The organism is Streptomyces sp. NPDC060064 (assembly GCF_042736455.1).
GTDB lineage: Bacteria > Actinomycetota > Actinomycetes > Streptomycetales > Streptomycetaceae > Streptomyces.
Genome location: NZ_JBHWWF010000020.1, coordinates 96,405 through 121,147 on the forward strand (window position 1 = coordinate 96,405; position 24,743 = coordinate 121,147).

Annotated in this window: 23 protein-coding genes and 1 tRNA gene; 10 read left to right on the forward strand and 14 right to left on the reverse strand. The window is 70.0% G+C overall.

The genetic code is table 11. The annotated features are described in order from the left end of the window. Positions 1-37 precede the first annotated feature (37 nt). Entirely contained in the window at positions 38-1,435 is a 1,398-nt protein-coding gene (locus ACFWDI_RS23760; RefSeq protein ID WP_385306625.1) for a tetratricopeptide repeat protein, read from the reverse strand. A gap of 239 nt (positions 1,436-1,674) precedes the next feature. On the opposite strand from ACFWDI_RS23760, the gene ACFWDI_RS23765 reads away from it, so the two are divergent. Next, positions 1,675-2,130 (forward strand): hypothetical protein, encoded by a 456-nt coding sequence (locus ACFWDI_RS23765; RefSeq protein ID WP_327323755.1) that lies wholly within the window; start codon positions 1,675-1,677, stop codon positions 2,128-2,130. Positions 2,131-2,315: 185 nt separating this feature from the next. Beyond that, a complete protein-coding gene (locus ACFWDI_RS23770) occupies positions 2,316-3,191 on the forward strand; it encodes a spermidine synthase (RefSeq protein WP_385306627.1) in 876 nt (291 codons plus the stop codon). A gap of 25 nt (positions 3,192-3,216) precedes the next feature. Here the strand turns inward: ACFWDI_RS23770 and ACFWDI_RS23775 are convergent, their stop codons facing one another. Then, on the reverse strand, positions 3,217-3,762 hold the full coding sequence (locus ACFWDI_RS23775; protein ID WP_385306629.1) for a hypothetical protein: 546 nt from the start codon (positions 3,760-3,762) through the stop codon (positions 3,217-3,219). Between the two features lie 69 nt (positions 3,763-3,831). Between ACFWDI_RS23775 and ACFWDI_RS23780 the strand changes: the two genes are divergently transcribed. From ACFWDI_RS23780 to ACFWDI_RS23790, 3 genes are all read left to right on the forward strand, one after another. Continuing rightward, positions 3,832-4,593 (forward strand): response regulator transcription factor, encoded by a 762-nt coding sequence (locus tag ACFWDI_RS23780; protein ID WP_385306631.1) that lies wholly within the window; start codon positions 3,832-3,834, stop codon positions 4,591-4,593. Beyond that, positions 4,590-5,990, forward strand: coding sequence for a sensor histidine kinase (locus ACFWDI_RS23785; RefSeq protein WP_385306632.1), 1,401 nt, complete (start codon positions 4,590-4,592; stop codon positions 5,988-5,990). Before ACFWDI_RS23780 ends, ACFWDI_RS23785 begins: the two co-directional genes overlap by 4 nt. Before the next feature lie 205 nt (positions 5,991-6,195). Beyond that, complete coding sequence (locus tag ACFWDI_RS23790) at positions 6,196-7,677, forward strand: cellulose binding domain-containing protein (RefSeq protein WP_385306633.1); 1,482 nt, start codon at positions 6,196-6,198, stop codon at positions 7,675-7,677. An 85-nt stretch (positions 7,678-7,762) separates the two neighbouring features. Here the strand turns inward: ACFWDI_RS23790 and ACFWDI_RS23795 are convergent, their stop codons facing one another. Then, entirely contained in the window at positions 7,763-9,178 is a 1,416-nt protein-coding gene (locus ACFWDI_RS23795; RefSeq protein ID WP_385306635.1) for a S41 family peptidase, read from the reverse strand. A 159-nt stretch (positions 9,179-9,337) separates the two neighbouring features. Between ACFWDI_RS23795 and ACFWDI_RS23800 the strand changes: the two genes are divergently transcribed. Beyond that, the gene (locus ACFWDI_RS23800) at positions 9,338-9,784 is read left to right on the forward strand and encodes an HAD family hydrolase (RefSeq protein ID WP_385306636.1); all 447 of its coding nucleotides are present in this window, start codon (positions 9,338-9,340) and stop codon (positions 9,782-9,784) included. Positions 9,785-9,883: 99 nt separating this feature from the next. Then, a complete protein-coding gene (locus ACFWDI_RS23805; protein ID WP_385306637.1) occupies positions 9,884-10,843 on the forward strand; it encodes a trypsin-like serine peptidase in 960 nt (319 codons plus the stop codon). Here ACFWDI_RS23805 and ACFWDI_RS23810 read toward each other — a convergent pair. The 4 genes from ACFWDI_RS23810 to ACFWDI_RS23825 are packed head-to-tail and all read right to left on the reverse strand — an operon-like array spanning position 10,811 to position 15,539. Continuing rightward, the gene (locus ACFWDI_RS23810; RefSeq protein WP_385306699.1) at positions 10,811-12,256 is read right to left on the reverse strand and encodes a GH1 family beta-glucosidase; all 1,446 of its coding nucleotides are present in this window, start codon (positions 12,254-12,256) and stop codon (positions 10,811-10,813) included. The two genes, ACFWDI_RS23805 and ACFWDI_RS23810, sit on opposite strands and share 33 nt — an antisense overlap. Positions 12,257-12,311: 55 nt before the next feature. Continuing rightward, positions 12,312-13,157 carry a carbohydrate ABC transporter permease gene (locus ACFWDI_RS23815; protein ID WP_385306639.1) on the reverse strand — a complete coding sequence of 282 codons (846 nt, stop codon included), beginning with the start codon at positions 13,155-13,157 and terminating at the stop codon, positions 12,312-12,314. A gap of 9 nt (positions 13,158-13,166) precedes the next feature. Next, positions 13,167-14,207 carry a carbohydrate ABC transporter permease gene (locus ACFWDI_RS23820; protein ID WP_385306700.1) on the reverse strand — a complete coding sequence of 347 codons (1,041 nt, stop codon included), beginning with the start codon at positions 14,205-14,207 and terminating at the stop codon, positions 13,167-13,169. An 18-nt stretch (positions 14,208-14,225) separates the two neighbouring features. Beyond that, entirely contained in the window at positions 14,226-15,539 is a 1,314-nt protein-coding gene (locus tag ACFWDI_RS23825; protein WP_385306641.1) for an ABC transporter substrate-binding protein, read from the reverse strand. A gap of 233 nt (positions 15,540-15,772) precedes the next feature. On the opposite strand from ACFWDI_RS23825, the gene ACFWDI_RS23830 reads away from it, so the two are divergent. Next, on the forward strand, positions 15,773-16,822 hold the full coding sequence (locus ACFWDI_RS23830; protein WP_385306643.1) for a LacI family DNA-binding transcriptional regulator: 1,050 nt from the start codon (positions 15,773-15,775) through the stop codon (positions 16,820-16,822). A 92-nt stretch (positions 16,823-16,914) separates the two neighbouring features. Here the strand turns inward: ACFWDI_RS23830 and ACFWDI_RS23835 are convergent. The 4 genes from ACFWDI_RS23835 to ACFWDI_RS23850 all read right to left on the reverse strand — a co-directional run bounded on the left by ACFWDI_RS23835 (position 16,915) and on the right by ACFWDI_RS23850 (position 19,741). Beyond that, positions 16,915-16,987, reverse strand: a tRNA-His gene (locus tag ACFWDI_RS23835). 114 nt (positions 16,988-17,101) lie between these two features. After that, positions 17,102-17,704, reverse strand: a complete 603-nt coding sequence (gene orn, locus ACFWDI_RS23840; protein WP_327323734.1) for an oligoribonuclease — start codon at positions 17,702-17,704, stop codon at positions 17,102-17,104. A gap of 10 nt (positions 17,705-17,714) precedes the next feature. After that, positions 17,715-18,932 carry a helix-turn-helix domain-containing protein gene (locus ACFWDI_RS23845; protein ID WP_385306645.1) on the reverse strand — a complete coding sequence of 406 codons (1,218 nt, stop codon included), beginning with the start codon at positions 18,930-18,932 and terminating at the stop codon, positions 17,715-17,717. A gap of 386 nt (positions 18,933-19,318) precedes the next feature. Further along, positions 19,319-19,741: a hypothetical protein gene (locus tag ACFWDI_RS23850; protein WP_385306646.1), complete on the reverse strand. Its 423-nt coding sequence runs from the start codon at positions 19,739-19,741 to the stop codon at positions 19,319-19,321. 366 nt (positions 19,742-20,107) lie between these two features. On the opposite strand from ACFWDI_RS23850, the gene ACFWDI_RS23855 reads away from it, so the two are divergent. Both ACFWDI_RS23855 and ACFWDI_RS23860 read left to right on the forward strand, forming a co-directional pair. Then, positions 20,108-20,629: a universal stress protein gene (locus ACFWDI_RS23855; protein WP_327328326.1), complete on the forward strand. Its 522-nt coding sequence runs from the start codon at positions 20,108-20,110 to the stop codon at positions 20,627-20,629. 255 nt (positions 20,630-20,884) lie between these two features. Continuing rightward, on the forward strand, positions 20,885-21,451 hold the full coding sequence (locus tag ACFWDI_RS23860; protein ID WP_385306647.1) for an acetate uptake transporter: 567 nt from the start codon (positions 20,885-20,887) through the stop codon (positions 21,449-21,451). 139 nt (positions 21,452-21,590) lie between these two features. Here the strand turns inward: ACFWDI_RS23860 and glmS are convergent, their stop codons facing one another. The 3 genes from glmS to ACFWDI_RS23875 all read right to left on the reverse strand — a co-directional run bounded on the left by glmS (position 21,591) and on the right by ACFWDI_RS23875 (position 24,692). Continuing rightward, entirely contained in the window at positions 21,591-23,408 is a 1,818-nt protein-coding gene (glmS, locus tag ACFWDI_RS23865; RefSeq protein WP_327328325.1) for a glutamine--fructose-6-phosphate transaminase (isomerizing), read from the reverse strand. A 45-nt stretch (positions 23,409-23,453) separates the two neighbouring features. After that, positions 23,454-23,732 carry a hypothetical protein gene (locus ACFWDI_RS23870; protein ID WP_327323730.1) on the reverse strand — a complete coding sequence of 93 codons (279 nt, stop codon included), beginning with the start codon at positions 23,730-23,732 and terminating at the stop codon, positions 23,454-23,456. A gap of 66 nt (positions 23,733-23,798) precedes the next feature. Further along, a complete protein-coding gene (locus tag ACFWDI_RS23875; RefSeq protein WP_385306648.1) occupies positions 23,799-24,692 on the reverse strand; it encodes a DUF4429 domain-containing protein in 894 nt (297 codons plus the stop codon). Between the last annotated feature and the right edge of the window lie 51 nt (positions 24,693-24,743).

Genomic DNA, 24,743 nt, shown 5'->3' on the forward strand with positions numbered 1-24,743 from the left:
CCGCGACCGCGACCGCGGCTGTAGCCCAGCCCGGGTGCTATGCCTCGCGGAGTGTCTCCGAGTGGCGGTCCAGGAACGCCCCCACCCCCGCCGCCCGCCGCTGCGGCAGCAGCACCCTCGCCGTGTCCGACAGCATCGACTGGATGCGCGAGGACTGGACCCGGTCCAGCAGGTCCAGCACCTGGTGGCCCGCCTCCGCCGCCTCGTCCGGTGCGCCCGCCCGCGCCAGGTCCGCCGCCAGTTCGGCCCGGTACAGCGCCAGGTTGCGCGTGAAGCGGCGGTCCTGGAGCGCCGCCGCCCGGCGGGCGTGGCGGGCCGCTCGCGACCATTCGCCGAGCGCCGAGCAGCACTGTGCCTGGAGCGCCTCCAGCTCCGGCTCCCCGAAGAACGACATCCACTCCGGGTCCGCGTCCGTCACGCCCAGGTCGAAGTACGAGTGCGCCCGCGACAGCGACTGTTCGCAGCTCGCGCGGTCGCCGAGCCCCGCCCAGCCGCCCGCCTCCCGAAGTGAGAGCAGCGAGAGCAGTCGTGGCGAGGCCAGCTGCCGCGCGGCGCGCTGCCCGGCCTGCGCCGAGCGCACCGCCTCGCGGTACCGCCCCGCGTCCCGCGCCAGGAACGACGTATTGCAGAAGGCGTGTGCCTCCAGCGCCGGGTCGCCCGCGACCCGCGCCGTCGCCAGCGCCTCCGCGTAGTGCGAGCGGGCGTCGTCGAAGCGGCCCGAGTCATGGGCCAACCAGCCCACCGAGATGGCGAGTTCGCCCGCTCCGGCGTGCAGTCGGCCGGTGGTCGAGGCGCGGGCCGTCGTCCCCGCGTCGAGCAGCGCGTACGCGGCCCGCAGCGGCTGCGCGGCCCGCTGATAGAGCCCGTCCGCGCCGTGCCGGTCGTCGAGCAGCCGGATCCGGCGTACCGCCTCTTCGACGGCGCTCACCTCCGCCTCGCCGACTCGCCGCTGAGCGGGCACGGTGCGGGAGAGGCCGGGCGTGGAGCCGGGCCTGCCGGGTACGGGCCCGAGTCCGAGCCCGAGGGACGCGGCCGCCACCGTGGCGGAGCCGCTCGTCATGAATGCGCGACGCAGCACGTCGCTCTCCTCGTCGATGTCGCTGTCACTGTTGCCGTCGAAGGGGCATAAGGGATGAGCCGGCACGAGCGGCCGGCCCCGGCTGCCCCGTACTTGTTCCCGCGCCGTGAAGCCCAAATCCGCCAGCGTCAGACCGGGGAACATGTGCAGGAACACCCGCTCGTACGCGTAGTTCGGACAGCGGATCTCGCCGGCCTCGACGCGCCCGATGTAGCGGGCGTCGCAGGAGACCTGCTCACCGATCTCCCGAGCGGCCTTGCGTACGGCCGCCGCGAACTCTCCGGGCGAGCGTTGCCCGCGCAGTCCGCGGAAGGCGAGGTTGGGAACTGCCCGTGATGCCTGTGACGACGACGCCATGGCCGAGCCCTCTCTTGGTGCAGCCGTGTTCCGGCGGAGCAAGAACGTACCGGCTGTGACGGGCCGCGCACGCTGAGTTTGCCTACAAAAGGGATATGTCCCCCTCGATCTGCCATGAACTGCCATCCTTTGCGGCGGCGTGCCGCCGTAGCCATTGACGCCAACGGGCGTTGAACCATGCGGAGACCCGCTACGTGTCTCCACTCGAGCGAGGAGGGATCCCCTTGTTGGAGGTCGGCATGGAGAACAGCGTCAACGGCGCCCCACGGACGACTGCGACGACGGCGACGACTGCTCGGCACACGCCCACCCAGGACAGCAGCGCACCACCCGGGGACGGCGCCGCTGCCGAACCCTGCGATCTGGTGACCGTCCCCGCCCGGCAGGGCCTCGAGGCGGTGGACATCCTGCGCCGGGCGGACGCTCCGGCCGTCGGCCCGGTTCTCCACGACGGCGCCTGCGACACTCTCGGCTTCCTCGTGCCGCCCGGCACCGCGGACGGCTGGGACATGCCGGGCAGTGCCTGTACGCAGACGTCGGGGCGCGGTCTGCGCATCCCGGCCGAGCCGCCGGTCACCGGCAGCGGCTGGCTGCTGCCGCCGGACGACGCCGACCCGGTCACCGACCCCGCGGTCCTGCGCAAGGCGCTCGGCGAGGCGGCCCGCCTCATCGAGGCCGCCGACAACTGCAGCTGAGCCGCGGCCGCCGCCGAGCCGTGCACGCCCGCCGAATCGTGCACGCCTGCCGAGCCGTGCACGCCCGCCGAATCGTGCACGCCCGCCGAGCCGCGCTCGCCGCCGAATCGTGCACGCTGCTGAGCCGTGCCGGCCGCCGGGCCCTGCGCGGGCAGCCCACCCGGATCGGTGCCGATAATGGGCTGATGGCAAAAAGTAAACGGCGCGGCCGTACGGGCGGGGGCGGCAGCCCCGAACCCGTCGTCGAGCAGGTGGACGGCGGGCTGGCCGAGCTGATACCCGACCGCGAGCGCCCCCGCGCCTGGACGCTGCTCCTCGACGGTGCGCCGCAGTCCCATGTCGACCTCGACGACCCCGCGTATCTCTCCTTCGAGTACCAGCGCCGCCTCGGCCACATCATCGATCTCGTCGCCCCGCCCGGCCGCCCCCTCCAGGTCGTCCACCTCGGTGGCGGAGCCTTCACGCTCGCCCGCTACATCGCCGCCACCCGCCCCCGATCCACCCAGCAGATCGTCGAGTTGGACGCCGGGCTGGTCCAACTGGTCCGCAAACAGCTCCCGCTGGACCCCACTGCGCGCATACGCGTCCGGTCCGGCGACGCCCGCGAGGGCCTCGGCAAGATCCCGGACGGCTGGGCGGACCTGGTCATCGCCGATGTCTTCAGCGGCGCCCGCACACCCGCGCATCTGACCAGTACGGAGTTCCTCACCGAGGTGCGAAGGGCCCTGAAGCCGGGCGGACACTACACAGCGAACCTCGCCGACGGTCCGCCGCTCGCCCATATCCGAGCCCAGGTCGCCACCGCCGCCACCGTCTTCCCCGAACTCGCGCTCGCCGCGGACCCGACCGTGCTGCGCGGCCGCCGCTTCGGCAACGCCGTGCTCCTCGCCTCGGACGTACCGCTGCCGGTCGCCGAACTGACCCGCCGCGTCGCGAGCGACCCGCACCCCGGCCGGGTCGAACACGGAAGGGCACTCGCCGACTTCACGGGCGGCGCGGCCGCGGTCACCGACGCCAGCGCCAAGCCCTCACCCGTACCGCCACCGGCGGCGTTCCGCTAGCTCCGGCTGCGTTCCGCCAGCTCCGCTAGCGGTCGTCGAACTCGACCATCGGCGGATGGCCGTTCCAGGTGCAGAACACCGAGACCTCGCGGCCGTTCTGCGTGAACGTCACCCGGATCCACGACGGCTGCTTCCACACCTGCATCTGCCAGCCGGCGTCCGGGGTCGCCGAGACCAGCTCGGCCGAGACCTGGCCGATGTCGAAGACGACCCGGCCGCCGTCGACCGTGTAGCTCTTCACATTCCCGGACGTCGGCGTCGACGAGGGCGACGTGGACGGCGGCTTCGTCCTGCTCGGCCTGGCGGCGGGAGACGTGGCCGACGGCTTACTGCTCCTGTCCGGCGCGGACGGCTTCGACGGCGAGGGGGTCGGTGGCCGTTGAGTGGAGGAGACCTGCGGCCTCGCTCCCTGCGTGGTGGCGCTGTCCGCGCTGATCGGCAGTGCGCGCGGCCGGTCGTACGCCGTCCCGGACATGACGGTATGGACGCCCCACCAGGACAGCGTCACCGCCGCGCCGGTGGACAGCGACCACGCCATGGCATGTACGAGTCCTCGATGCATCCGGGCCATAGTGCACCACGCGCTCCGCGTCCGTCCTTAGGGGGACCCGGGTACTCCGGATGGCGTACGGTGCCGCCCATGGCAAGTGTGCTCGTGGTCGAGGACGACCAGTTCGTGCGCTCCGCCCTCATCAGGCACTTGACCGAGGCCTCCCACACGGTACGGAGCGTCGGCACGGCCCTCGAGGCGCTGCGCGAGGTGGCCCATTTCCGTTTCGACGTGGTCATTCTCGACCTCGGCCTGCCCGATCTGGACGGGTCCGAGGCGCTGAAGATGCTGCGCGGTATCACCGACGTGCCGGTCATCATCGCCACCGCGCGCGACGACGAGGCGGAGATCGTCCGGCTGCTCAACGACGGCGCCGACGACTACCTCATCAAACCCTTCTCGGTGGAGCATCTTTCGGCGCGAATGGCCGCCGTCCTGCGCCGCTCGCGCGCCGCTGCCGGAGAGGCCCCGCCCTCGCGCGTCATCCAGGTCGGCGGGCTCTCCATCGATCCGCTGCGCCGGCAGGCCGACCTGGACGGCGCCGCCCTCGACCTGACCCGTCGCGAGTTCGACCTGCTGGCCTTCCTGGCCGGTCGGCCCGGCGTGGTCGTACCGCGCAAGGAACTGCTCGCCGAGGTCTGGCAGCAGAGTTACGGCGACGACCAGACCATCGACGTACATCTGTCCTGGCTGCGGCGGAAACTGGGCGAAACGGCGGCCAGGCCCCGGTACCTTCACACCCTGCGCGGAGTCGGCGTCAAGCTGGAGCCGCCGCACGGACCGCAGCCCCACGGGCCGCAGCCCAACGGTCAACAGCCAGGCGGACCACAGCCGAACGGACACCGGCCATGAGATGGGCACTCGTCAAGGTCTCCCTGGCCGTCACGGCGATGGTCGTGGTGGCCTTCGCCGTGCCGCTGGGGCTCGTCGTCCAGGAGATGGCCAAGGACAGGGCTCTCTCCAACGCCGAGCGGCAGGCCGCCGCCATCGGCCCCACCCTCTCCATCACCGCCGACCGCGATCCGCTGGAGCGGGCCGTCATGTCCACCCAGGCCGGTGCGGCCGGGCGGATGGCCGTGCACATCCCGGCCTCCGGCGAGGCGGGCAGCCAGCCGGTGAACATCGGCACCCGCCGGGCCGCGCAGAAAGACCTGGAGGCCACGCAGCGGCTCGGCCGTGCCTCCATCACCGAGGTCACCGACGGCTCCGCGCTGCTCCAGCCGACCGCCATCAGCACCGGTCAGATCGCCGTCGTCGAGGTTTTCGTGCCCGAGGGCGAGGTCTCCAACGGCGTCGACACCGCCTGGCTGGTGCTCGCCGGCGTCGGCATCGCGCTGATAGTCGGCTCCGTCGCCGTCGCCGACCGGCTCGGCGTCCGGATGGTGCAGCCCGCCCAGCGGCTCGCGGGCGCCGCGCACGATCTGGGGGAGGGCAGGCTCGGCGCGCGCGTCCCGGAGGAGGGGCCGACCGAGCTGCGCTCCGCCGCCGTAGCCTTCAACTCCATGGCCGACCAGGTGGTCCAACTCCTCGCCAATGAACGCGAGTTGGCAGCCGATCTCTCGCATCGGCTGCGTACGCCGCTCACCGTGCTGCGCCTCAACGCGGCCTCGCTCGGCGAGGGCCCGGCCGCCGACCAGACCCGGGCCGCGGTCGCCCAGCTCGAGCGCGAGGTCGACACGATCATCCGTACGGCACGGGAGGCCAAACCGCAGACCGCGGCAGTGGGTCCCGGTGCCGGCTGCGACGCGTCGGAGGTCGTCCGGGAGCGGATGGACTTCTGGTCGGCGCTCGCCGAGGACGAGGGCCGCAAGGTACGGGTCGCGGGTGTCGACCGTCCCGTACGCATCCCGGTCGCGCGCCCCGAACTGGCCGCCGCGCTCGACGCGCTGCTCGGCAATGTCTTCCGCCACACCGCGGAGGGGACGGCGTTCTCGGTCGACGTCCACAACGGCGAGGACGCGGTGATCGTCCTGGTCTCGGACGCGGGTTCCGGCATCGCCGACCCCGAGGCGGCGATGGCCCGCGGCAACAGCGGTGGCCGGGACGGCTCGACGGGCCTCGGCCTGGACATCGTGCGCAGGGTCGCGGAGTCGACGGGCGGGGACGTACGGATCGGGCGTTCGGTGCTCGGCGGCACGGAGATACGGATCTGGATCGGGCTCGACGGCCGGGAGGGCGCGGGCGGTGAGCGCAGGCGCGGCCACCGCGGAACGGTCAAGCGCCGCAAGCGCGCAGGTCTGGTGCGGTGATCGCGATGCGTGACGGGGTCCGTCCGGCAGCCCGTTCCGCCCCCGGGAACGCACCGAATGGTCTCGACCATTAATCCGCTCCCATGCCTTCCTTAAGGCCGTCCTAAGAAGCTCAACCTCCGCCCCGAACGGGCCATTTGTCCGTTTCCAGGCCGCTAGCGTGCTGCCACACCCCCACCCCCCGTAACGCAGAGGCAGGCACGCAATGGGCAGCACTACGCACCGGCGCAGGGCGAGCGTCAGGACCAAGGCGGTCGGCGCGGTCGTCGCCGCCGCGGTGATCGGTGGCGCGGCGTTCGCGCTCACGGGCACGGCCCAGGCCGCCGCGGTAGGCGCCGCATACACCAAGACCAGCTCCTGGAACGGTGGTTACACCGGCCAGTACGTCATCACCAATGACACCGACAAGGCGCAGTCGGGCTGGACGCTCGAATTCGATCTGCCCACGGGAACCACGATCGGTTCGCTGTGGAACGGTGAGCACACCGTCAAGGGGCAGCACGTCACGGTGACCCCCGCGAGCTGGAACAAGGAGATCGCGCCCGGCACGTCGGTCACCGTCGGCTTCGTGACCTCCGCGAGCGGTACGGGGACGGCCGCCGACCCGACCTCCTGCACGATCAACAAGATCAAGTGTTCGGTCGACGACGGCGCGACGCCGCAGCCGAGCGGCCGGCCCACCGGGAAGCCCACGCCCACCCCGACGGCGACCGCCACCCCCACGCAGAAGCCCACACCCACGCCCACCGACCCCACGCCGACGCCGACCGGGACCCCCGGCGGCGGCACCGCGGCAGGCGCCGGCTTCGCGCCGTACGTCGACACCTCGCTCTACCCGGCCTACGACCTGGTGGACACCGCGACCAAGGCCGGGATCAAGGAGTTCAACCTCGCCTTCATCACCTCCGGCGGCAGCTGCGCGCCGCTCTGGGGCGGCGTCACCGACCTCGCCGGCGACAAGGTGGCCTCCCAGATAGGCGCGCTGCGCGCCAAGGGCGGCGACGTCCGGGTCTCCTTCGGTGGCGCGGCGGGCTCCGAGCTCGGACTCAAGTGCTCCTCCGCCGACGAGCTCGCGAAGGCGTACGGCAAGGTCATCGACGAGTACAAGCTCACCAAGGTCGACTTCGACATCGAGGGCGCGGCCCTCCCGGACACCGCCGCCAACACCCGCCGCTCGCAGGCGATCGCGCAGCTGCAGAAGTCCCACCCGGGGCTCGATGTCTCCTTCACCCTTCCGGTCATGCCCGAGGGCCTGACCCAGCCCGGCGTGGACCTGATCGCCGACGCCAAGAAGAACGGCGTGAAGGTCGACGCAGTCAACATCATGGCGATGGACTACGGACCGGCGTACAGCGGTGACATGGGCGACTACGCGATCCAGGCCGCGACGGCGACCCAGGCGCAGATCAAGGGCGTGCTCGGACTCTCCGACGCCGCCGCGTGGAAGGCCGTCGCCGTCACGCCGATGATCGGTGTCAATGACGTCGCGACCGAGATCTTCAAGGTCGACGACGCGACTCAGCTGGTCGACTTCGCGAAGTCGAAGGGCCTCGGCTGGCTGGCGATGTGGTCCGCGGCCCGCGACAAGGCGTGCCCGGGCGGCGCGAAGAACACCGCGGACGCGACGTGCAGCTCGATCGTCCAGGAGCCGCTGGCCTTCACGAAGGCGTTCGCCGCCTTCAAGTAGGCACCACGCACCACCCGCCCCCCACCCGCGCGTCCCGGCCGGACCTCCCCCCATCCGGCCGGGGCGCGCGCCCCTGCGTCGTCCTTCAGTGGCCGAGGACGGCGACGGCCCGGTCGAAGGCCGAGTCGCGGCCCTTCGCGAACTCCTCGTCGGTGAAGACCGGTTCGCGCAGCTGCGGCGGGATTCCCGGGCCGTCGAACGTACCGCCCGAGCGGGTCAGGAACTCCTCGTTCGGCAGCCGGATCTGCCAGCCTCCGGGCAGCTCGCGCTCCATCGCGTCGGAGAAGACGCCCTGCGTGTTCTCGCCGATCCGCACGGTCCGGCCGGGCCGCTCCATCAGCGCCTGTGTGAAGGTCTCTCCGGCACTGACGGTCGAGCCTCCGGTCAGCACCGCGATCGGGCCGGTGTACCGGGGTGCGGCCGCGGGCTGTACGTACTGCGGCTGCGGGCGGGTGAACCGGCCTGCGTCGGCGGGGTCGTTACGGGCCCGCTTGGCGTAGGCGAAGTACGGGCGGCCGGTGAAGCGCCCGGCGAGCTGGAGCCCGAGCGAGTCGGAGCCACCGCCGTTGATCCGCAGATCGATGATCAGGCCGCGCAGCCGGGCGGTGCTCGCGCGGGTGAAGATCGTGTCCAGAGCCTCATCCAGTACGGCGCTGTTGGCGGCGAAGTCGTTCGCCTCGGCGTAGCCGGCGAATCCGGAGATACGCAAGTAGCCCTGGCCGCCGGGCAGTTCGGCGTAGCCGATCCGGCCGCGCGCGAACTTCCTGAGCTCGGTGCCCTTGAGATCGCGCTTCTCGATGTACGAGGTGACCTTGGTGTCCAGCTCCTCGCCGGGCATCACGGTGCCGGGCCGGGTCATGCCGAAGCGGCCGGTCTCGCCGGCGAACACGGCGACATGCGCGTCATGCAGCGGTGAGACCATCTCCCGGAAGACCGCGAAGAGTTCGGCGTCGGTGGTGCGCGGGCCGATTCGGGGGCGGTAGCGGTCCCGGACCGCCTGCCAGTCGATGCCCTTGGCCGCGAAGAAGGGGTAGTTCTCCTCGAAGGTCTGCCAGAAGACGTCGAAGGCGGCGACCGGTCCGCCGGGCTTCTCCTTGAGGCAGTCGGCGGGCAGGGCGGCGATGCGCCGCAGACCGCGGTCGCCGGGTGAGCCGTCGATATGCATCGCGGCCCGGTCGGGACGGCCCGTGGACCGTACGCTGAAGACATCGCCGCCTGCGTTGGCGTACCGGGCGGTTCCCGCCTGCCCGCCCGCGCGCCCGGCCGCAACGCCCTTGATGCAGCTGACGCCGGTGACCTGGTACTCCTGCAGCCGGCTCCCGTTCAGCGAGAACACCTCGCCGTAGCCGTCGACCTGCCACACCCCGGCGGGCGGCTGCGGCGGCTGCGACGGCTGCGCGCCGGCGGGGGCGAGCGGCAGGGCCACGCTCGCGGTCACGGCCAGCAGCGCCGCCGCCGCGATCGTCCTGCAGATGGTGCCCGAACCACTCCTGAGCTGCATGATGGTGCCTTCCCCTTACGTCGTCCTACGTCGTCGATCACGTACCACCACGATCGACGGTCCGACCTGTCGGGGACAGCCCGCTGTCCGGTCACTCCGGGGTGGGGAAAACCCCCACGACTTTTGAGTGATGTGTGGCGGCACCTCGTATTGATGGGCATGAACGAGACGGTTGTCCCGATCACTCCTGTCGCCGCCAAAACCCGCCAAGTCCCACGCAAGGCCGCATTCTTCGACGTGGGCGGCACGCTGGTGCGGCGGGCACTGTGGAACGAGCCCGGCCTCACCGCGTATCTGCGGCACGCGGTGGCGGGCGATCTGATGGTGCTGGTCTCCAGCTCTCCGCTGCCCGTGGTGGCGCCGCTGGCCGCGCGCCTGGGCGCGGACGAGATGCTGACCTGCACGCGGGGCCACGGGAAGGGGTACGCCGCACGCACGCTGATGCGGGAGTACGGCTTCGACCCGGCGGACTGCTCGGCGTACGCGGACGAGGCGGCCGACCTCGCCCTGCTGACCGAGGTCGGCAACCCGGTGGTCGTGGGCGACGACCCGGTGCTGCTGCGTCACGCCCGCCGGGGTACGTGGAGAGTGCTCAGCGACGACTGAGGTCGCCGGCCTTGACGTGTCCTGGTGCGTCGCCGGATCCCTTTTGTGTGCAAGTGTCGCTTTGTCATGGCCGTGATTCTCTACCAGAGAGACAGTGTCTTGCGCTCACGTTGGCTGCTCGCACTCACGCTGATCGTCTTCGCGGGAGTGCTCCGCCCCGGCCCTGCCACGGCAGCGACCCTCACCGAGGACGAGCGGTTCTGGACGGCCGAGCGCATGGCGGACGCCGCATCTGTCGACGCGGACCAGTACGGGCCGAGGCGGGCGGACACGCCTGTCGGCACCAAGAACGGGACGTACTTCGGCGGCCTGCCGATGGTGGGCACGTTCTTCTACGACGGCAAGCCGTTCGGCGGCAGGGAGACATCCTGCACGGGAAGCGTCGTCCACAGCCGCGGGAAGGACCTGGTCCTCACCGCCGCCCACTGCGCCATCGGCCTCAAGAGCGCCACGCACCCCATCTTCGTACCGCAGTACCGCCACGGATCCTCCGCCGCCGACCAGCCGAGCGGCGTCTTCGAGGTGAAGAGGATCTTCGTCGACCCGAGGTACCGGCAGAACACGACGGAGCCCGTCTCCGATCTGGACTTCGCCTTCGCGCGGCTCGCGCCCAACGGCAAGGGCAAGGCCGAGAACGTCACCGGTTCCCTCACCTTCACCCGGGCGTCCGGGTACCGCCACAGCCCCACCGTGATCGGCTATCCCGGCGACGAGGACGTCAACAGGAAGCACCAGGCGCTCCGTTGCGATGTCACCACCTCCCGACTGTCCGGCTTCCGGCAGATGCAGATGGTCTGCGGCGGCTTTGACGGTGGGGTCTCCGGCGGCCCGTGGATCACCGACTACGACTCCCGCACCCGCACCGGCAAGGTCATCGGCAACACCGGCGGCTACAACGGCGGCGGCAACGACCAGAACGTCGACTGGATCACCTACTCACCGCTCTACGCAGCCGACGCGCAGGCCCTCTACGACGACGCCGTCGCGGGCACGAAGGACGCGGACATCAAGCGTCCGCCGTATGTGTCAGGCCTCGGGCAGCTCGGGCAGCTCGGGTAGCGCCGGCAGTTCCGGCAGTTCCGGCAGCACTCCGGTCCGCGCCAGCGCGGCGTACCAGTGGGCGCTGGACTTGGGCGTACGGGTCTGGGTCTCGTAGTCGACGTAGACCGCGCCGAAGCGTTTGCCGTAGCCGTAGGACCACTCGAAGTTGTCCATCAGCGACCAGAGGAAGTAGCCGCGTACGTCCGCGCCGTCGGCGATCGCCCGGTGGACCGCCGAGAGATGGCCGTGCAGATAGCGGATGCGGTCGGGGTCGTGGACCGTGCCGTCGGCGGCCGGCTTGTCGACGTACGCGGCACCGTTCTCGGTGATCACCAGCGGTAGTCCCGGCGCCTCGCGGGTGTAGTGGAGCAGCAGGTCGTACAGGCCGGTCGGGTCGACCGACCAGCCCATCTCGGTGCGTTCGCCGGGCGGCTGGTGGAAGGAGACCGCGTCCGCGCCGGGCCACGGCGAGTGCGCGGCGGCGGCGTGGCCGTCGCTGCGCTCGGCGTGACTGTCAGTGGCGTCCGATACAACTGCAGGTGCGTAGTAGTTCAGTCCGAGCGAGTCCAGGGGGTGCTTGATGACGGCCAGATCGTCGCCGTGGACGAAGGACCAGTCGGTCAGAGCCGCCGTGTCCGCGAACAGATCCTGCGGATACGCGCCCTTGAGGAGCGGGCCCGCGAAGATCCGGTTCGCGAGCGCGTCGATACGGCGCCGGGCGTCCAGGTCACCGGGGCTCTGGCTCCTCGCCCTGACGACGCTCGGGTTGAGGCTGATGGAGAGCTTCGCGCGGGCGGGGAGCACGGAGCGCAGCGCCTGGGCGGCCAGACCGTGGCCGAGGTTGAGATGGTGGGCGGCACGCAGGGCGGCGACCGGGTCGGTGCGGCCGGGTGCGTGGACCCCGGAGCCGTATCCGAGGAAGGCGCTGCACCAGGGCTCGTTGAGGGTGGTCCACATATCGACGCGGTCGCCGAGCGCTTCCGCGACGATACGGGCGTAGTCGGCGAAGCGGTGCGCGGTGTCCCGCTCCGGCCAGCCGCCCGCCGCCTCCAGCTCCTGGGGCAGATCCCAGTGGTAGAGGGTGAGCACGGGACGGATGCCGTGGTCGAGCAGATCGTCGACGAGGCCGCGGTAGAAGTCGAGGCCGCGCTGGACGGCGGGGCCGCGGCCGGTGGGCTGCACCCGCGGCCAGGAGACCGAGAAGCGGTACGCGTTGACGCCGAGGCCGGCCATCAGCTCGACGTCCTCGGCCCGGCGGTGGAAGTGGTCGACGGCCGTGTCCCCGGTGTCACCGCCCTCCACCTTGCCCGGCGTATGGCTGAAGGTGTCCCAGATCGACGGGGTGCGGCCGCCCTCGCGTACCGCGCCCTCGATCTGGTAGGCGGCGGTGGCGGTGCCCCACAGGAAGGCGGGAGGAAAGGTCACAGGCATGACGGACATGTGTGTGCTCCCAACATGTGTGTGGATAGGGGAGTGTGAGGGGGCATCAGCCCTTGACCGCGCCCTGCATGATGCCGCCGACTATGTGCTTGCCGAAGACGACGAACGCGATCAGCAGCGGCAGCGTGCCCAGCAGTGCGCCGGCCATGATCACCGACTGGTCGGGGATATAGCCGCGGCCGAGCCCGGTCAGCGCCACCTGCACCGTGGGGCTGCCGTTCTGGGTCAGCGCGATGATCGGCCAGAAGAAGTCGTTCCACGCCATCACGAACGTCAGCATGCCCAGCACCGCCATCGCGGGCCGGGCCGCGGGGAAGACGACATGCCACACCACGCGCCAGCTGTTCGCGCCGTCCACCCGGGCCGCCTCGATCAGCTCGGTGGGCAGCGCCTCGATCAGGTACTGCCGCATGAAGAACACTCCGAAGGCGCTGACCAGGGTGGGGAGGATGACGGACTGCAGCTGATCGGTCCAGGACAGCTCGGCGATCAGCATGTACAGCGGTACGACGCTGAGCTGCGGCGGCACCATCATCGTGCCGATCACCAGCAAGAGGAGGAGGTTCTTGAAGCGGAAGCGGAGTTTGGCGAAGGCGAAGCCGGCGAGCGTCGAGAAGACCACGGTCCCGGTCGCGATCGACCCGGCGACGATCGTCGTGTTGAGCAGGGCAGCGCCCATATTGGCGTCGGTCCAGGCGATCTCGAGATTCTTGAAGAGATTGCCGCCGAACCAGAAGGGCGGGGGAGTCTGCGCGAGCCGGGAGCTGTTGCGGGAGGCCGCGATCGCGGTCCACACCAGCGGAAGGAGAGAGCCGGCAGTGAACACGATCAGTACGGCATAGGTGATCCGGCCACCGTGGAACTGGCGTCCGGCACGTTTGGCGCTGAACATGTCGTCCCCCTACGCGCTCTTGTTCAGACGGCGGGCGAGCAGCCAGTTCACCGCGCCGATCACCAGCAGGATCAGGAACATCGCCCAGGCGATCGCCGAGGCCCGGCCGAGGTGGAGATTGACCCAGCCCTGCTCGTACAGATAGAGCCCGAGCGTCTGGAACTGGTGGTCGGCGCCACCGGTCGCGCCCGCGCCGCCGTTGAACAGCAGCGGCTCACCGAACAGTTGGGTCGCGCCGATCGTCGAGACCACGCAGGTGAACAGGATCGTCGGCCGCAGCGAAGGGATCGTGACATGGATGAACTGCTGCCGGCGCGAGGCACCGTCCAGCGCGGCCGACTCGTACAGATCCTTCGGGATGGCCTGCATCGCGGCGAGATAGATCAGCGCGTTGTAGCCCGTCCACCGCCAGATCACGATGGTGGAGACCGCCAGCTGGGAGGTCCATTCGCCGTTCTGCCAGTCGATGTTGTCGAAACCGATCAGCCCCAGCGCCCAGTTGATCATCCCGTAGTCGCGTCCGAAGAGGAGCACGAAGACGAGCGTCGCCGCGGCCACCGAGGTGGCATAGGGAGTCAGCGCGGCCACCCGGAAGAACATCGAGCCGCGCAGCCGGTAGTTGAGCAGATGCGCGATGCCCAGCGCCATCAGCAGCTGCGGCACCGTGGAGATCAGCCCGATGGTGACGGTGTTCTTCAGCGCGTTCCAGAAGAACTCGTCCTCGAGCAGTCGCGAGAAGTTCCGCAGACCCACCCACTCCATGTCGGTGGGCGCCGTCAGCTCCACCCGGTGCAGCGAGGCCCAGCCGGTGTAGAGCAGCGGGAAGAGCCCGAATGCCATGAAGAAGACGAAGAACGGCATGACAAAGGCGTACGGGCTCCACTTCACATCCAGCCGGTAGCGGCGGCTGCGCCGGGCGCGGCGCCGCTCCTCGGCCGCGGACGACACCTGCGCGCGCGGCGGGGCCGCGCCCTCCTCCCCCGGGGAGGGCACGGCGGTTTCCGGAGTGGTGCTGTGTTCTATCGGGGGACGACCACTGGACCCCGGCATGCTCATGGTCACCGGCGCTCACTGGTCCAGAGCGTTGTCGATCGCCTTCACCGCCGCGTCCCAGCCTTCCTTGGGTGAACGGCCCTTCTGGTCGACCTGGAGCATGCCGATGTCCGCCAGGTTCTGCGCGATGATCAGGTCTTTCGGCCCGATGATCTGGACCGGCACACCCTCGGCGGCCTTCGAGAAGATCTGCCCGATGGGCGCGCCCGCGAAGTAGGCGTGCTTGGCACCGGAGACGGCGGGCAGGGAGTACGCGGCCTTGGCGCTGGGGAAGCTGCCGCGCTTGGCGAAGAGCTTCGCCTGCTGCTCGGGCGCGGTCAGCCAGGCCGCGAGCTTCGCCGCCTCGACCTTGTTCCTGCCTGCGTCGGGGACGGTCAGGAACGAGCCGCCCCAGTTGCTGGGCCTGGGCGCCGCGGCCACGTCCCACTTGTCCTTGCCAGCCGCCCCGGCCTTGTCCTGGATATAGCCGAGCATCCAGGCCGGGCAGGAGACGGTGGCGAAGGTGCCGTTCGCGTAACCCTGGTCCCAGGCAGGCGTGAACTGCTGGAGCTTGCCCGTAAGACCTCCCGTCGCGAACGCCGCTGCGAGGTCCCAGGCCTGCTTCACGGACGGGTTGGTCTTGTAGACGACCTTGCCGTCCTTGTCGTAGAAGCGGTTCTCGTTGCTGCCGGTTATCGCCGCCATCACGCCGGACGCGGAGTCCACGAACGCCGTGCCCTTGGGCGCCTTGGCCTTGAACTGCTTGCCCGCGTCCAGGTACTTGTTCCAGTCGCCGGCCCACAGTTTGCCGACCGCCTCACGGTCGGTGGGCAGCCCGGCCTTGGCGAAGAGGTCCTTGCGGTAGCAGATGCCCTGCGGTCCGATGTCGGTGCCCAGCGCGATCGTCCTGCCGTCCTTGGTGGTGGCCTGCGCCAGCTTCCACGGCAGGAACGCGTCCTTCTGGACCCCGTCCGCCTTGCCCAGGTCGACCAGCTTGCCGGCCTGAGTGGCGGTGATCTCGGCGATGTTGTTGACCTCGACGGCCTGGATGTCGGCGAGTCCGCTGCCGCTGCCCAGATGTGTCAGCAGCTGCGGGTAGTAGTTCTCGTTCCGCTCGATCGAGGTCTGCTTGACCACGATGTTCTTGTTGAGCTTCATGTACTCGTCGTAGAGGCCTGCCTCCTTGAGACCGAACGCGCCGAAGACCCCTACGGTGAGCGTGGTTGAGCCCTTGCCGCCCCCGCCGGCCTTCGACGCGCTGTCGGCAGGTTCGTCACTGTCCTTGGCACAGCCGGCCAGCAGACCGGCGCCGAGCGCGGCGACGACCGCGAGGATTACTGCCCTGCGCATTGCGTCCTCCTTGTGCCCTGACGTGCCGACCTCCCGGCCAACCGGCTTGCAGCGCCGTTACGTTGACGTTCTGCGGCTCGGGCGGGGAACGTGCGGGTTGTGTATGGGTCAGGTACGGTGGGAGCGCTCCCATATGTGATGTGTTGAAGGGTCGCGGCTCCCTGAGGGGGTGTCAAGGCACCCGACGCGTAATGTTCTCGGCCCGGGAAGCCCGGGAAGCCTGGGGAGGCGACATGGTGTCTCGGACCATCCGTACGCGGAACGGCGGGCGGCGTACGGGCAGGCCCACCCTCGAAGAGGTGGCTGCCCGCGCCGGAGTCGGCCGGGGCACGGTCTCCCGCGTGATCAACGGCTCGCCACGGGTCAGTGACCGCACCCGTGCCGCCGTCGAGGCGGCCGTCGCCGAACTCGGTTACGTACCCAATCGCGCCGCCCGCGCGCTCGCCGCCAACCGCACCGACGCGATCGCGCTCGTCGTCCCGGAGCCGGAGGACCGGTTCTTCGCCGAGCCGTACTTCTCCGACATGGTCCGTGGTGTCGGCGCGGCCCTCGCCGACACGGAGATGCAGCTGCTGCTCACACTGGCCGGCAGCGACCGCGAGCGCCGCCGGCTGGCCACATATCTGGCCGCGCACCGCGTGGACGGCGTCCTGCTGGTCTCGGTGCACGCCGACGATGCGATCCCCGACATGCTGGAGCAGCTCTCCATCCCGGCCGTCATCAGCGGCCGCAGGTCCGAGCGCGAGACGCTCGCCGCGGTCGACTCCGACAACTTCGAGGGCGCGCGCAGCGCGGTCGCCCACCTGCTGGCGCGCGGCCGCCGCACCATCGGGACGATCACCGGACGCCTCGACGTCTACGGCGCTCAGTGCCGTCTCGACGGCTACCGCGCAGCCCTGGAGGCGGCGGGCCAGGCCCCCGAGGCCCGGCTGACGGCACCCGCCGACTTCACCGAGGAGGGCGGCCGCCGCGCGATGCGGGAGCTCCTGGAGCGCTGCCCGCACGTGGACGCTGTCTTCGCGGCCTCGGACGTGATGGCGGCGGGCGCGCGCCATGTGCTGCGCGAGGCGGGCCGCCGGATACCGGACGATGTGGCGCTCGTCGGCTTCGACGACTCGGCGGTGGCCCGCCATATGGATCCGGCGCTCACCAGCGTGCGTCAGCCGATCGAGGAGATGGGCCGCACGATGGCCCGGGTGCTGCTCCAGGAGATAAAGAGCGGCTCGGCGGAGCGACCCCAAATCGTGCTCCCGACGGAGCTGGTCGTACGCGAGTCGTCATAGACCACGCGGCCGAAGATCACGCCCCGACGGAGATCACACGCGGAAAATGATCAAGGGCCCCGGTCCGAAGACCGGGGCCCTTGATCATTCAGGGTGAGTAACGGGACTCGAACCCGCGACATCCTGGACCACAACCAGGTGCTCTACCAGCTGAGCTATACCCACCACGACCGGTCCTTCTCCCGACCGGCCGAGAAAAAGTGTACAGGGTCGGGGAGGGTGCTCGCGCCCGGGTTGTTGCGGCCCTGACGCGGGACTCACGTCCGCGTCAGTCCCGCCTCACTCCACTGGCAGAACGTGCTTCGCCGCGATCGCCTTCGCGGTGTCCGAGTCGGGTCCGGGCTGCGGTACGAAGACCGCTTCACGGTAGTAGCGCAGCTCCGCGATGGATTCGCGGATGTCCGCCAGCGCCCGGTGGTTGCCGTTCTTCTCCGGACTGTTGAAGTACGCCCTCGGGAACCAGCGGCGAGCCAGTTCCTTGACCGAGGAGACATCGACAATCCGGTAGTGCAGGTAGTCCTCCAGCGTCGGCATGTCTCGCAGCAGGAAGCCGCGGTCGGTACCGACCGAGTTTCCGCACAGCGGGGCCTTGCCGGGCTCCTTGACGTGCTCGCGTACGTACGCCAGGACCTGCGCCTCGGCGTCCGCGAGCGTGGTACCGCCCGCGAGCTCCTCGAGGAGGCCCGAGGCGGTGTGCATCTGCCGCACCACCTCGGGCATCGTCTCCAGCGCAGCGTCCGGCGGGCGGATCACAATGTCCACCCCTTCACCGAGCACGTTCAGTTCCGAGTCGGTGACCAGTGCGGCCACCTCGATGAGTGCGTCTTCCGTCAACGAGAGCCCGGTCATCTCGCAGTCGATCCACACCATGCGATCGTTCATGCGTCCTACCTTATGGCGCACTCCGCTGGCCGGGCAGGCTCGGACGGCCGTGACCTGTCGCGTACGCCTCGGAACTGGTCTTGCTGAGCTCCGGCGGCGCGGCCGAGACGGCAGTAGGACCGGACGGTCCCGTCGCCGCGGCCGCACGTCTGGCCTGCGGTGAGGCCTGCGCCGGCAGGACCGGCTCCACCACCGGGGCCGGGGCGGACTCGCTCTGCGGACGGCGCACCCGGTAGGCAGCCCGGTACGCGGCCGGGGATGAGCCCAGCTGGCGCCGGAAATGGCCACGCAGGGCCACCGGGGAGCGGAAGCCGCAGCGGCCCGCGACTTCGTCGACCGAGTAGTCGGAGGTCTCGAGCAGCCGCTGGGCCTGCAGCACTCGCTGGGTGATCAGCCATTGCAGCGGCGCGCTGCCGGTGAGCGAGCGGAATCGCCGGTCGAACGTCCGTCGGCTCATGTACGCCCGCGCGGCCAGAGTCTCCACGTCGAACTGTTCATGGAGATGCTCCAGCGCCCACGAGACGACCTCAGCCAGCGGGTCCGACCCGATTTCCTCTGGTAAAGACCTGTCCAGATAGCGCTCCTGCCCGCCACTGCGCCGCGGCGGCACGACCAGCCTGCGGGCCAGTGCCCCGGCCGCCTCGGTGCCGTGATCCGTACGCACGATGTGCAGGCAGAGATCGATTCCGGCCGCCGTGCCCGCGGAGGTGAGCACATCGCCGTCGTCGACGAAGAGCTCGCGCGGATCCACATGGACGGACGGATACCGCTTGGCGAGTGTCGGCGCGTACATCCAGTGCGTGGTCGCCGGCCGGCCGTCGAGCAGACCGGCCGCGGCGAGTACGAACGCACCAGTGCACAGTCCGACGATTCTGGCTCCCTCCTCGTGCGCTCTGCGCAGGGCGTCGAGTGCCTCGACCGGTGGCGGTGACGTGATCGACCGCCAGGCCGGCACGACGACGGTGCCTGCTCTCCCTATCGCCTCCAGGCCGTACGGCGCGGTCAGTTCCAGCCCGCCGGTGGTCCGCAGCGGGCCCTCCTCGCCACCGCAGACAAGCAGCCGATAACGGGGAACTCCGGCGTCCTGACGGTCAATTCCGAACACCGAGAGTGGGATGGAACTTTCAAAAATGGGGCCGCCGCTGAACAGCAGCACTGCGACGACTTCCCGGCGCCGGCGCCCGGAGAGCTTACGTGCCACCTCCGGTGCGGCGGAGTCCTGACTCATGACGCTAAGCCCCCCTCGGTGTTCGCGTCTCCCCGTTCGTTTCGGGCCTCTCGCTCCTGCACGTTTCCCCTCGGTTTTGCACGAGTCCCCAGCCTTAGATACTCATGATCGAATCTACTGCGTCCCGTGGCGCCGCCGTGACAAGTTCGGCATGCCCCGCTATGTCGACTTGGCAACTTGGCGCGAAGCATTCGATCACGAAGCGTTCCACTCGTGGGCCGCGCAGGGAAGTGTGCATCGCATGCATGGCCCGTCCCCGTAGGGTGCGCGAGCCGCGAATGGTCCTTTCTTCCCTGGTGGCAAGGGGGTTGGCAGGCCATTTCGCCAAGAGGAGGCTACAGGCGCGAAGTTGGCTGAAAACATATGGGTCCGAGTGTGTGAACCCGTCAGTCTCCGGGCGTACTTCCCGACCCGTGCCGACGGCTCCGGGCCCCCGGGGCGGTCCTGGCGCGTCGCCGGCGGGCCGGTGCCGATTCGGCCGCGCGGGCGCGGGCCGCGCTGCGCTCGGACTGGCGCAGCAGTACCCGGCAGGCGGCGGTCACGGCGGCGAGGCCGAGGGCCGCGGCGGCTGCCCCGCCGACGGAGGTGCCGTACACGACCAGCACGACAGGGACCAGCAGACAGCTGAACGCCGCCCAGCGGACCACCTGGCTCGCCGACTCGCACGAGGACGACGAGGGGTGTGAGGAACGCGAAGTGTGCTCGGCCGGCGTGGCGGCCGCGTCCGGCGCCCGGCGCGGCGCCCGGCGCCGTCCGTGCTGACGGGTCGGGGAGGGTGCGGGGGCCGGGGCGGACGGTCGTGCGGGCACGGAAGCTCCCTGGAGGCGGCGGGGTGACCGAGGTGCCAACGAGGAGCGGAGCCTTCCGGTCACTGGGACCGACGTCCGTATGCACCTATGGACGCCGGTAGACGCCGGTGGACGCCTGCGGGCGCCGGTAGCGGGGTGTAGACGGCTGTATACACCAAGCGGCATTGCGCTCCGGGGCGGGCTCGGGCATGCTCCCTGGAACGCCGCGTATGGGCGGGCAGGCTCTGGGCAGGAGAGGAGTGTCGCCGTACCCTTGGGGGTATGGGGTTGGGAAGATGATTCCCGGACACAGCTCCGCCGCCATGCCAACCGACGCACCCTCCCTTGACGATCCCTCTCAAGAGGACCTTCTTCGCCGAGACATCGATGGCCGGTCACGAAATCCCCGAACCCGCGGACCGCAAGCAGGTAGCCGACCCCCTGTCGGACCTGCAAGCGGCAGAAGAGACATGTCATTCCTGCGATCCGGCCTTCCGGCACGGAGTCGTCGTCGGCTTCGACGGATCGACCTCCAGTGAGCGGGCGCTCGCGTACGCCATCGGAATGGCGAGACGGTCCGGCTCGGGGCTGATCATCGTGCATGTCGCCAATCGGCTGCCGACCACCGTCTGGGCGGGCTGTGAGCCCCCGGTCTTCGTGGACGTCCCCGATCACCGCACCGAGGTGCTCGGTCTTGAGCTGGCCTGCGCGGACTATCTCACCGAGGTGCCGTGGATCCTGGTCGAGCGCGGCGGCGACATCTGCCACGAGCTCGAAGAGGTCGGCAAGGAGTATTCGGCCGACGCGATCGTGGTCGGCTCCACGCACGGCATCGTCGGGCGCATCTTCGGTTCGGTGGCGGGACGGCTGGCGCGGCGCGCGCAGCGTCCGGTCATCGTGATCCCGTGATCCGCATCCCGTAACCGATATCCCGTAACCGATGTCCCGTAACCGGTGTTCCGGGATCCGTAGATCGACGTTGTCCCGCGTACGCCCGGTCGTGGCTGTCCCGTAGTCGCGGCTTCGGTGCAGGTGAGGCGGCGTCAAATCCCTCTGCGCGGACGGAAATCTACTGGTGCGTAGAGGTGGATTGTGCGCTTGTGAAGGGTACATAGCGGTCGCTGGGTAGCAGCACAACTGCACAGGACACGAAGGGAGCCCGCCGTGGACAACGACGTCTCTGCGGGAAGCGCTACTTCGACTCTCGGCCATCTCGCGCTCGGACTGACCCTGCTGGCATTCGGCGTCGGCCACACCGGTGTGATCGACAATGTCGCCGCGGCCGATGCTTCCTCACTCGCCACCTGGGTCGGCGGGGTCGCACTGTTCATAGTCGGCCTGCTCGAGTTCCGTGCGGGCAACGCCGGTACGGGCACGGCGTTCTCGGGCCTCGGCGCCTTCTGGTTCACCTGGGGCACCGGCGTCGGCACCGAGGTCTCCGCCGAGGCGGCAGGTCTCTTCCTGCTGCTGTGGGCGCTGCTCGCGCTGACCCTGACAGCCGCGTCCGCGGGGAGCGGAATGTTCGGACAGGGCGTGTACGGGCTGCTGTTCGTCTCGCTGCTGCTGCTCGGCATCGCCTCGTTCGCGGAGAACGACGGGCTGGCGAAGGCGGGCGGCTGGGTCGGCTCGGTCGCGGGTCTGGCGGCCTGGTACGGCGCGACGGCCGCACTCGCCAAGTGGCCCACGTTCTCGGGACGCGCTGCCGGCCGGGGAGTGACGGCCACCGGCTGAGGCAGCCACAAGCCGGTGCTCAAGGGCTGCACCGGCTTACGAAAAGGCGGTCCCCCCGCGCGTATCGGTGGCAACGCGCGGGGGGACCGCCTGTGTCCGGCTGCGTCCCGGGGGCCGTATCCCCGGGCGGACGGCTCTCCTACTCGACCGTGACGGACTTCGCCAGGTTGCGCGGCTTGTCGATGTCACGGCCCATGGCCAGCGCCGTGTGGTACGCGAACAGCTGGAGCGGGATGCCCATCAGGATCGGGTCCAGCTCGTGCTCGTTCTTCGGCACGACGATGGTGTGGTCGGCCTTCTCCTGCTCGCGGTGCGCGACGGCGAGGATCTTGCCGCTGCGGGCCTTGATCTCCTCCAGGGCCGCGCGGTTCTTCTCCAGCAGGTCGTCGTCCGGGACGATCGCGACCGTCGGCAGCGCCGGCTCGATCAGCGCCAGCGGACCGTGCTTGAGCTCCGAGGCCGGGTATGCCTCGGCGTGGATGTAGGAGATCTCCTTGAGCTTCAGGGAGGCCTCCAGCGCCACCGGGTAGCCGCGCACCCGGCCGATGAACATCATCGACTTGGCGCCCGCGTACTCCTCGGCCAGCTTCTTGATGTCTGCCTCGGACTCGAGGATCTCGCTGATCTGCTCGGGCAGCTTGCGCAGGCCCTCGATGATCCGCTTGCCGTCGGTCACGGAGAGGTCGCGGATGCGGCCGAGGTGCAGCGCCAGCAGCGCGAAGGCGACCACCGTGTTGGTGAAGCACTTGGTGGAGACGACGCAGACCTCGGGACCGGCGTGGACGTACACACCGCCGTCGGCCTCGCGGGCGATCGCCGAGCCGACGACATTCACCACGCCGAGGACGCGCGCGCCCTTGCGCTTGAGCTCCTGGACGGCGGCGAGCACGTCGTACGTCTCACCCGACTGGGAGACGGCGATGTACAGGGTGTCGGGGTCCACGACCGGGTTGCGGTAGCGGAACTCGGAGGCCGGCTCGGCGTCCGCGGGGATGCGGGCGAGGCCTTCGATCAGCCCGGCGCCGATCATGCCGGCGTGGTACGAGGTGCCGCAGCCGAGGATCTTGATCCGGCGCACGCCGCGCGCCTCACGCGCGTCCAGGTTCAGGCCGCCCAGGTGCACGGTGGAGAACCGGTCGTCGATGCGGCCGCGCAGCACGCGGTCCACGGCGTCGGCCTGCTCGGAGATCTCCTTGTGCATGTACGTGTCGTGGCCGCCCATGTCGTACGACTCGGCCTCCCACTCCACGGTGGTCGGCGTGGCCGTCGTACGCGAACCCTCGGTGGTGTACGTGCGGAAGTCGTCGGCCTTGAGGGTGGCCATCTCGCCGTCGTCGAGGGTGACGATCTGGCGGGTGTGGGCGACCAGCGCGGCAACGTCGGAGGCGACGAACATCTCCTTCTCGCCGATGCCGAGGACGACCGGGGAGCCGTTGCGGGCGACGACGATGCGGTCGTTGAAGTCGGCGTGCATCACGGCGACGCCGTAGGTGCCCTCGACCAGCTTCAGCGACTGGCGGACCTTCTCCTCCAGGGTCTCCGCCTGGGAGCGGGCGATGAGGTGGGTCAGCACCTCGGTGTCCGTCTCGGAGAGGAAGACGACGCCGTCGGCGACGAGCTTGGCGCGCAGCTCGGAGGCGTTGTCGATGATGCCGTTGTGGACGATCGCGACCTTGTTCTCGGGGTCGAGGTGGGGGTGGGCGTTCTCGTCGCTCGGGGCGCCGTGGGTGGCCCAGCGGGTGTGGGCGATGCCGGTGGTGCCGGCGAAGCGCTTGGGGACACGGGCCTCCAGGTCACGGACCCGGCCCTTGGCCTTGACCATCTTCAGCCCGGCGGTCTTGGGGCTGGTGATCACGATGCCCGCGGAGTCGTAACCCCGGTACTCCAGCCGCTGCAGGCCTTCCAGCAGCAGCGGTGCCACATCACGCTTGCCGATGTAACCGACAATTCCGCACATAAAGTCTTTCCCCTCCATGGGTCAGTGGTGTGCCCGGCCGACCGGTCAGCCGTAGACGATGCGGCGCAGCTGGCGGAGCGAGAGCTCCGGCGGCGCCACGGCGCGGTGCGGCAGTTCGGCCGCGATCCGCTCGAAGATCTCCGTGTTCGCCAGGCCACCGGACTGCAGCTCGCGGTGGCGGCGGCGGACGAATTCTTCGGTCTTCTCGTCGAAGTACGCCAGCACGTCGAGTACCACCCGGGCTGCCTCACCGCGCTGGAGCGCGGTGCTGCGCACCAGATGGTCGATGAGTTCGTCGTGTGACGATGGGCGGCGTTCGAGCACCCGTAGATATTGCTGGGTGACCTACGGTGTTTGCAAGAATCCTGCCCGATTCCGGGCAGATGTCACTTAGAGGCGCTTCAGAACGGCCTGTTTGGCGGTCGCGAACTCGTCGTCCGTCAGTATCCCGGCCTGATGCAGCTCGCCCAGTTCACGCAGACGGCGCAGCAGCGCGTCATGATCGTCGCCGGACGGCGTGGCGGCGGGTGCGGGTGCGGGTGCACCCGGCGCGAGCCGCGGGGGAGTGTCGACGGGCGCCGGGGCGTACGGATGCCGCATACGGGCCACCACGGCCGCCGCGACCAGCGCCATCAGCGCGTCCTTGCGGAAGCCCCACAGCTCCACGGCGTGCGGGTCGTACTTGGGCGGGGCCTTCGTCGGGGCCTTGGTCACGGCGAAGCGCAGATAGCCGTTCTCCAGGCCGACGGAGGGCAGCCACTCCACCGACTCCACATCCTCGAGCGCGAGCGTGCGCGGGCCGCCCGAGGACTTGGACTCCTCGGTCTTCCAGTTCCAATCCAGCCGGATCCGCTCCCCGTCGAAGGTGGCGGTGCCGTCGCCCGCGCCGACGGTGATCGGGAGAGCGGGCCCGGGCAGCAGATAGCCGGTGACAGGGCCGGTCTCCACCTGGTCGAGCAGCAGGGCGTTGCGCACCTCGTCGACGAAGTACTCGGCGACGCCGGTCCGGTCGTTCTCCACCGTCAGCCGGTAGGGGTCGGAGCCGTCCTCCAGCTTGCCGCCGGTGATCTGAAGGAGCGGGTCGGCGCCGTTGCGCAGCCGCAGCCGCAGCCGTCCCGACTTCTTGCCCGGCTCGAAGGAGATCCCGGCGAGCGCCGCCAGGGGTACGGCGACTTCACCGAGGGTCTTCCGCAGCAGGCTCACGCCTTTGTCGCTGCCGGGCACGATGCGCACCGTGTCCCCGTCGAAGGTCCACGTGCCGTCCTTCTGGATGATTTCCGCCATGCGGGGATTCTCGCACCGGCGTGGGCGTACGTGGGTTCGCCCAGGGCGAGT

What these genes read in the sequence shown, in the direction of transcription:
- ACFWDI_RS23815 (WP_385306639.1), bottom strand. Translation starts at nt 13,157, where the DNA reads ATGTTCAGCGCCAAACGTGCCGGACGCCAGTTCCACGGTGGCCGGATC.
- glmS (WP_327328325.1), bottom strand. Translation starts at nt 23,408, where the DNA reads ATGTGCGGAATTGTCGGTTACATCGGCAAGCGTGATGTGGCACCGCTG.
- ACFWDI_RS23770 (WP_385306627.1), top strand. Translation starts at nt 2,316, where the DNA reads ATGGCAAAAAGTAAACGGCGCGGCCGTACGGGCGGGGGCGGCAGCCCC.
- ACFWDI_RS23820 (WP_385306700.1), bottom strand. Translation starts at nt 14,207, where the DNA reads ATGCCGGGGTCCAGTGGTCGTCCCCCGATAGAACACAGCACCACTCCG.
- ACFWDI_RS23785 (WP_385306632.1), top strand. Translation starts at nt 4,590, where the DNA reads ATGAGATGGGCACTCGTCAAGGTCTCCCTGGCCGTCACGGCGATGGTC.
- ACFWDI_RS23760 (WP_385306625.1), bottom strand. Translation starts at nt 1,435, where the DNA reads ATGGCGTCGTCGTCACAGGCATCACGGGCAGTTCCCAACCTCGCCTTC.
- ACFWDI_RS23825 (WP_385306641.1), bottom strand. Translation starts at nt 15,539, where the DNA reads ATGCGCAGGGCAGTAATCCTCGCGGTCGTCGCCGCGCTCGGCGCCGGT.
- ACFWDI_RS23765 (WP_327323755.1), top strand. Translation starts at nt 1,675, where the DNA reads ATGGAGAACAGCGTCAACGGCGCCCCACGGACGACTGCGACGACGGCG.
- orn (WP_327323734.1), bottom strand. Translation starts at nt 17,704, where the DNA reads ATGAACGATCGCATGGTGTGGATCGACTGCGAGATGACCGGGCTCTCG.
- ACFWDI_RS23810 (WP_385306699.1), bottom strand. Translation starts at nt 12,256, where the DNA reads ATGCCTGTGACCTTTCCTCCCGCCTTCCTGTGGGGCACCGCCACCGCC.
- ACFWDI_RS23845 (WP_385306645.1), bottom strand. Translation starts at nt 18,932, where the DNA reads ATGAGTCAGGACTCCGCCGCACCGGAGGTGGCACGTAAGCTCTCCGGG.
- ACFWDI_RS23855 (WP_327328326.1), top strand. Translation starts at nt 20,108, where the DNA reads ATGGCCGGTCACGAAATCCCCGAACCCGCGGACCGCAAGCAGGTAGCC.
- ACFWDI_RS23830 (WP_385306643.1), top strand. Translation starts at nt 15,773, where the DNA reads ATGGTGTCTCGGACCATCCGTACGCGGAACGGCGGGCGGCGTACGGGC.
- ACFWDI_RS23800 (WP_385306636.1), top strand. Translation starts at nt 9,338, where the DNA reads ATGAACGAGACGGTTGTCCCGATCACTCCTGTCGCCGCCAAAACCCGC.
- ACFWDI_RS23780 (WP_385306631.1), top strand. Translation starts at nt 3,832, where the DNA reads ATGGCAAGTGTGCTCGTGGTCGAGGACGACCAGTTCGTGCGCTCCGCC.
- ACFWDI_RS23875 (WP_385306648.1), bottom strand. Translation starts at nt 24,692, where the DNA reads ATGGCGGAAATCATCCAGAAGGACGGCACGTGGACCTTCGACGGGGAC.
- ACFWDI_RS23775 (WP_385306629.1), bottom strand. Translation starts at nt 3,762, where the DNA reads ATGGCCCGGATGCATCGAGGACTCGTACATGCCATGGCGTGGTCGCTG.
- ACFWDI_RS23790 (WP_385306633.1), top strand. Translation starts at nt 6,196, where the DNA reads ATGGGCAGCACTACGCACCGGCGCAGGGCGAGCGTCAGGACCAAGGCG.
- ACFWDI_RS23795 (WP_385306635.1), bottom strand. Translation starts at nt 9,178, where the DNA reads ATGCAGCTCAGGAGTGGTTCGGGCACCATCTGCAGGACGATCGCGGCG.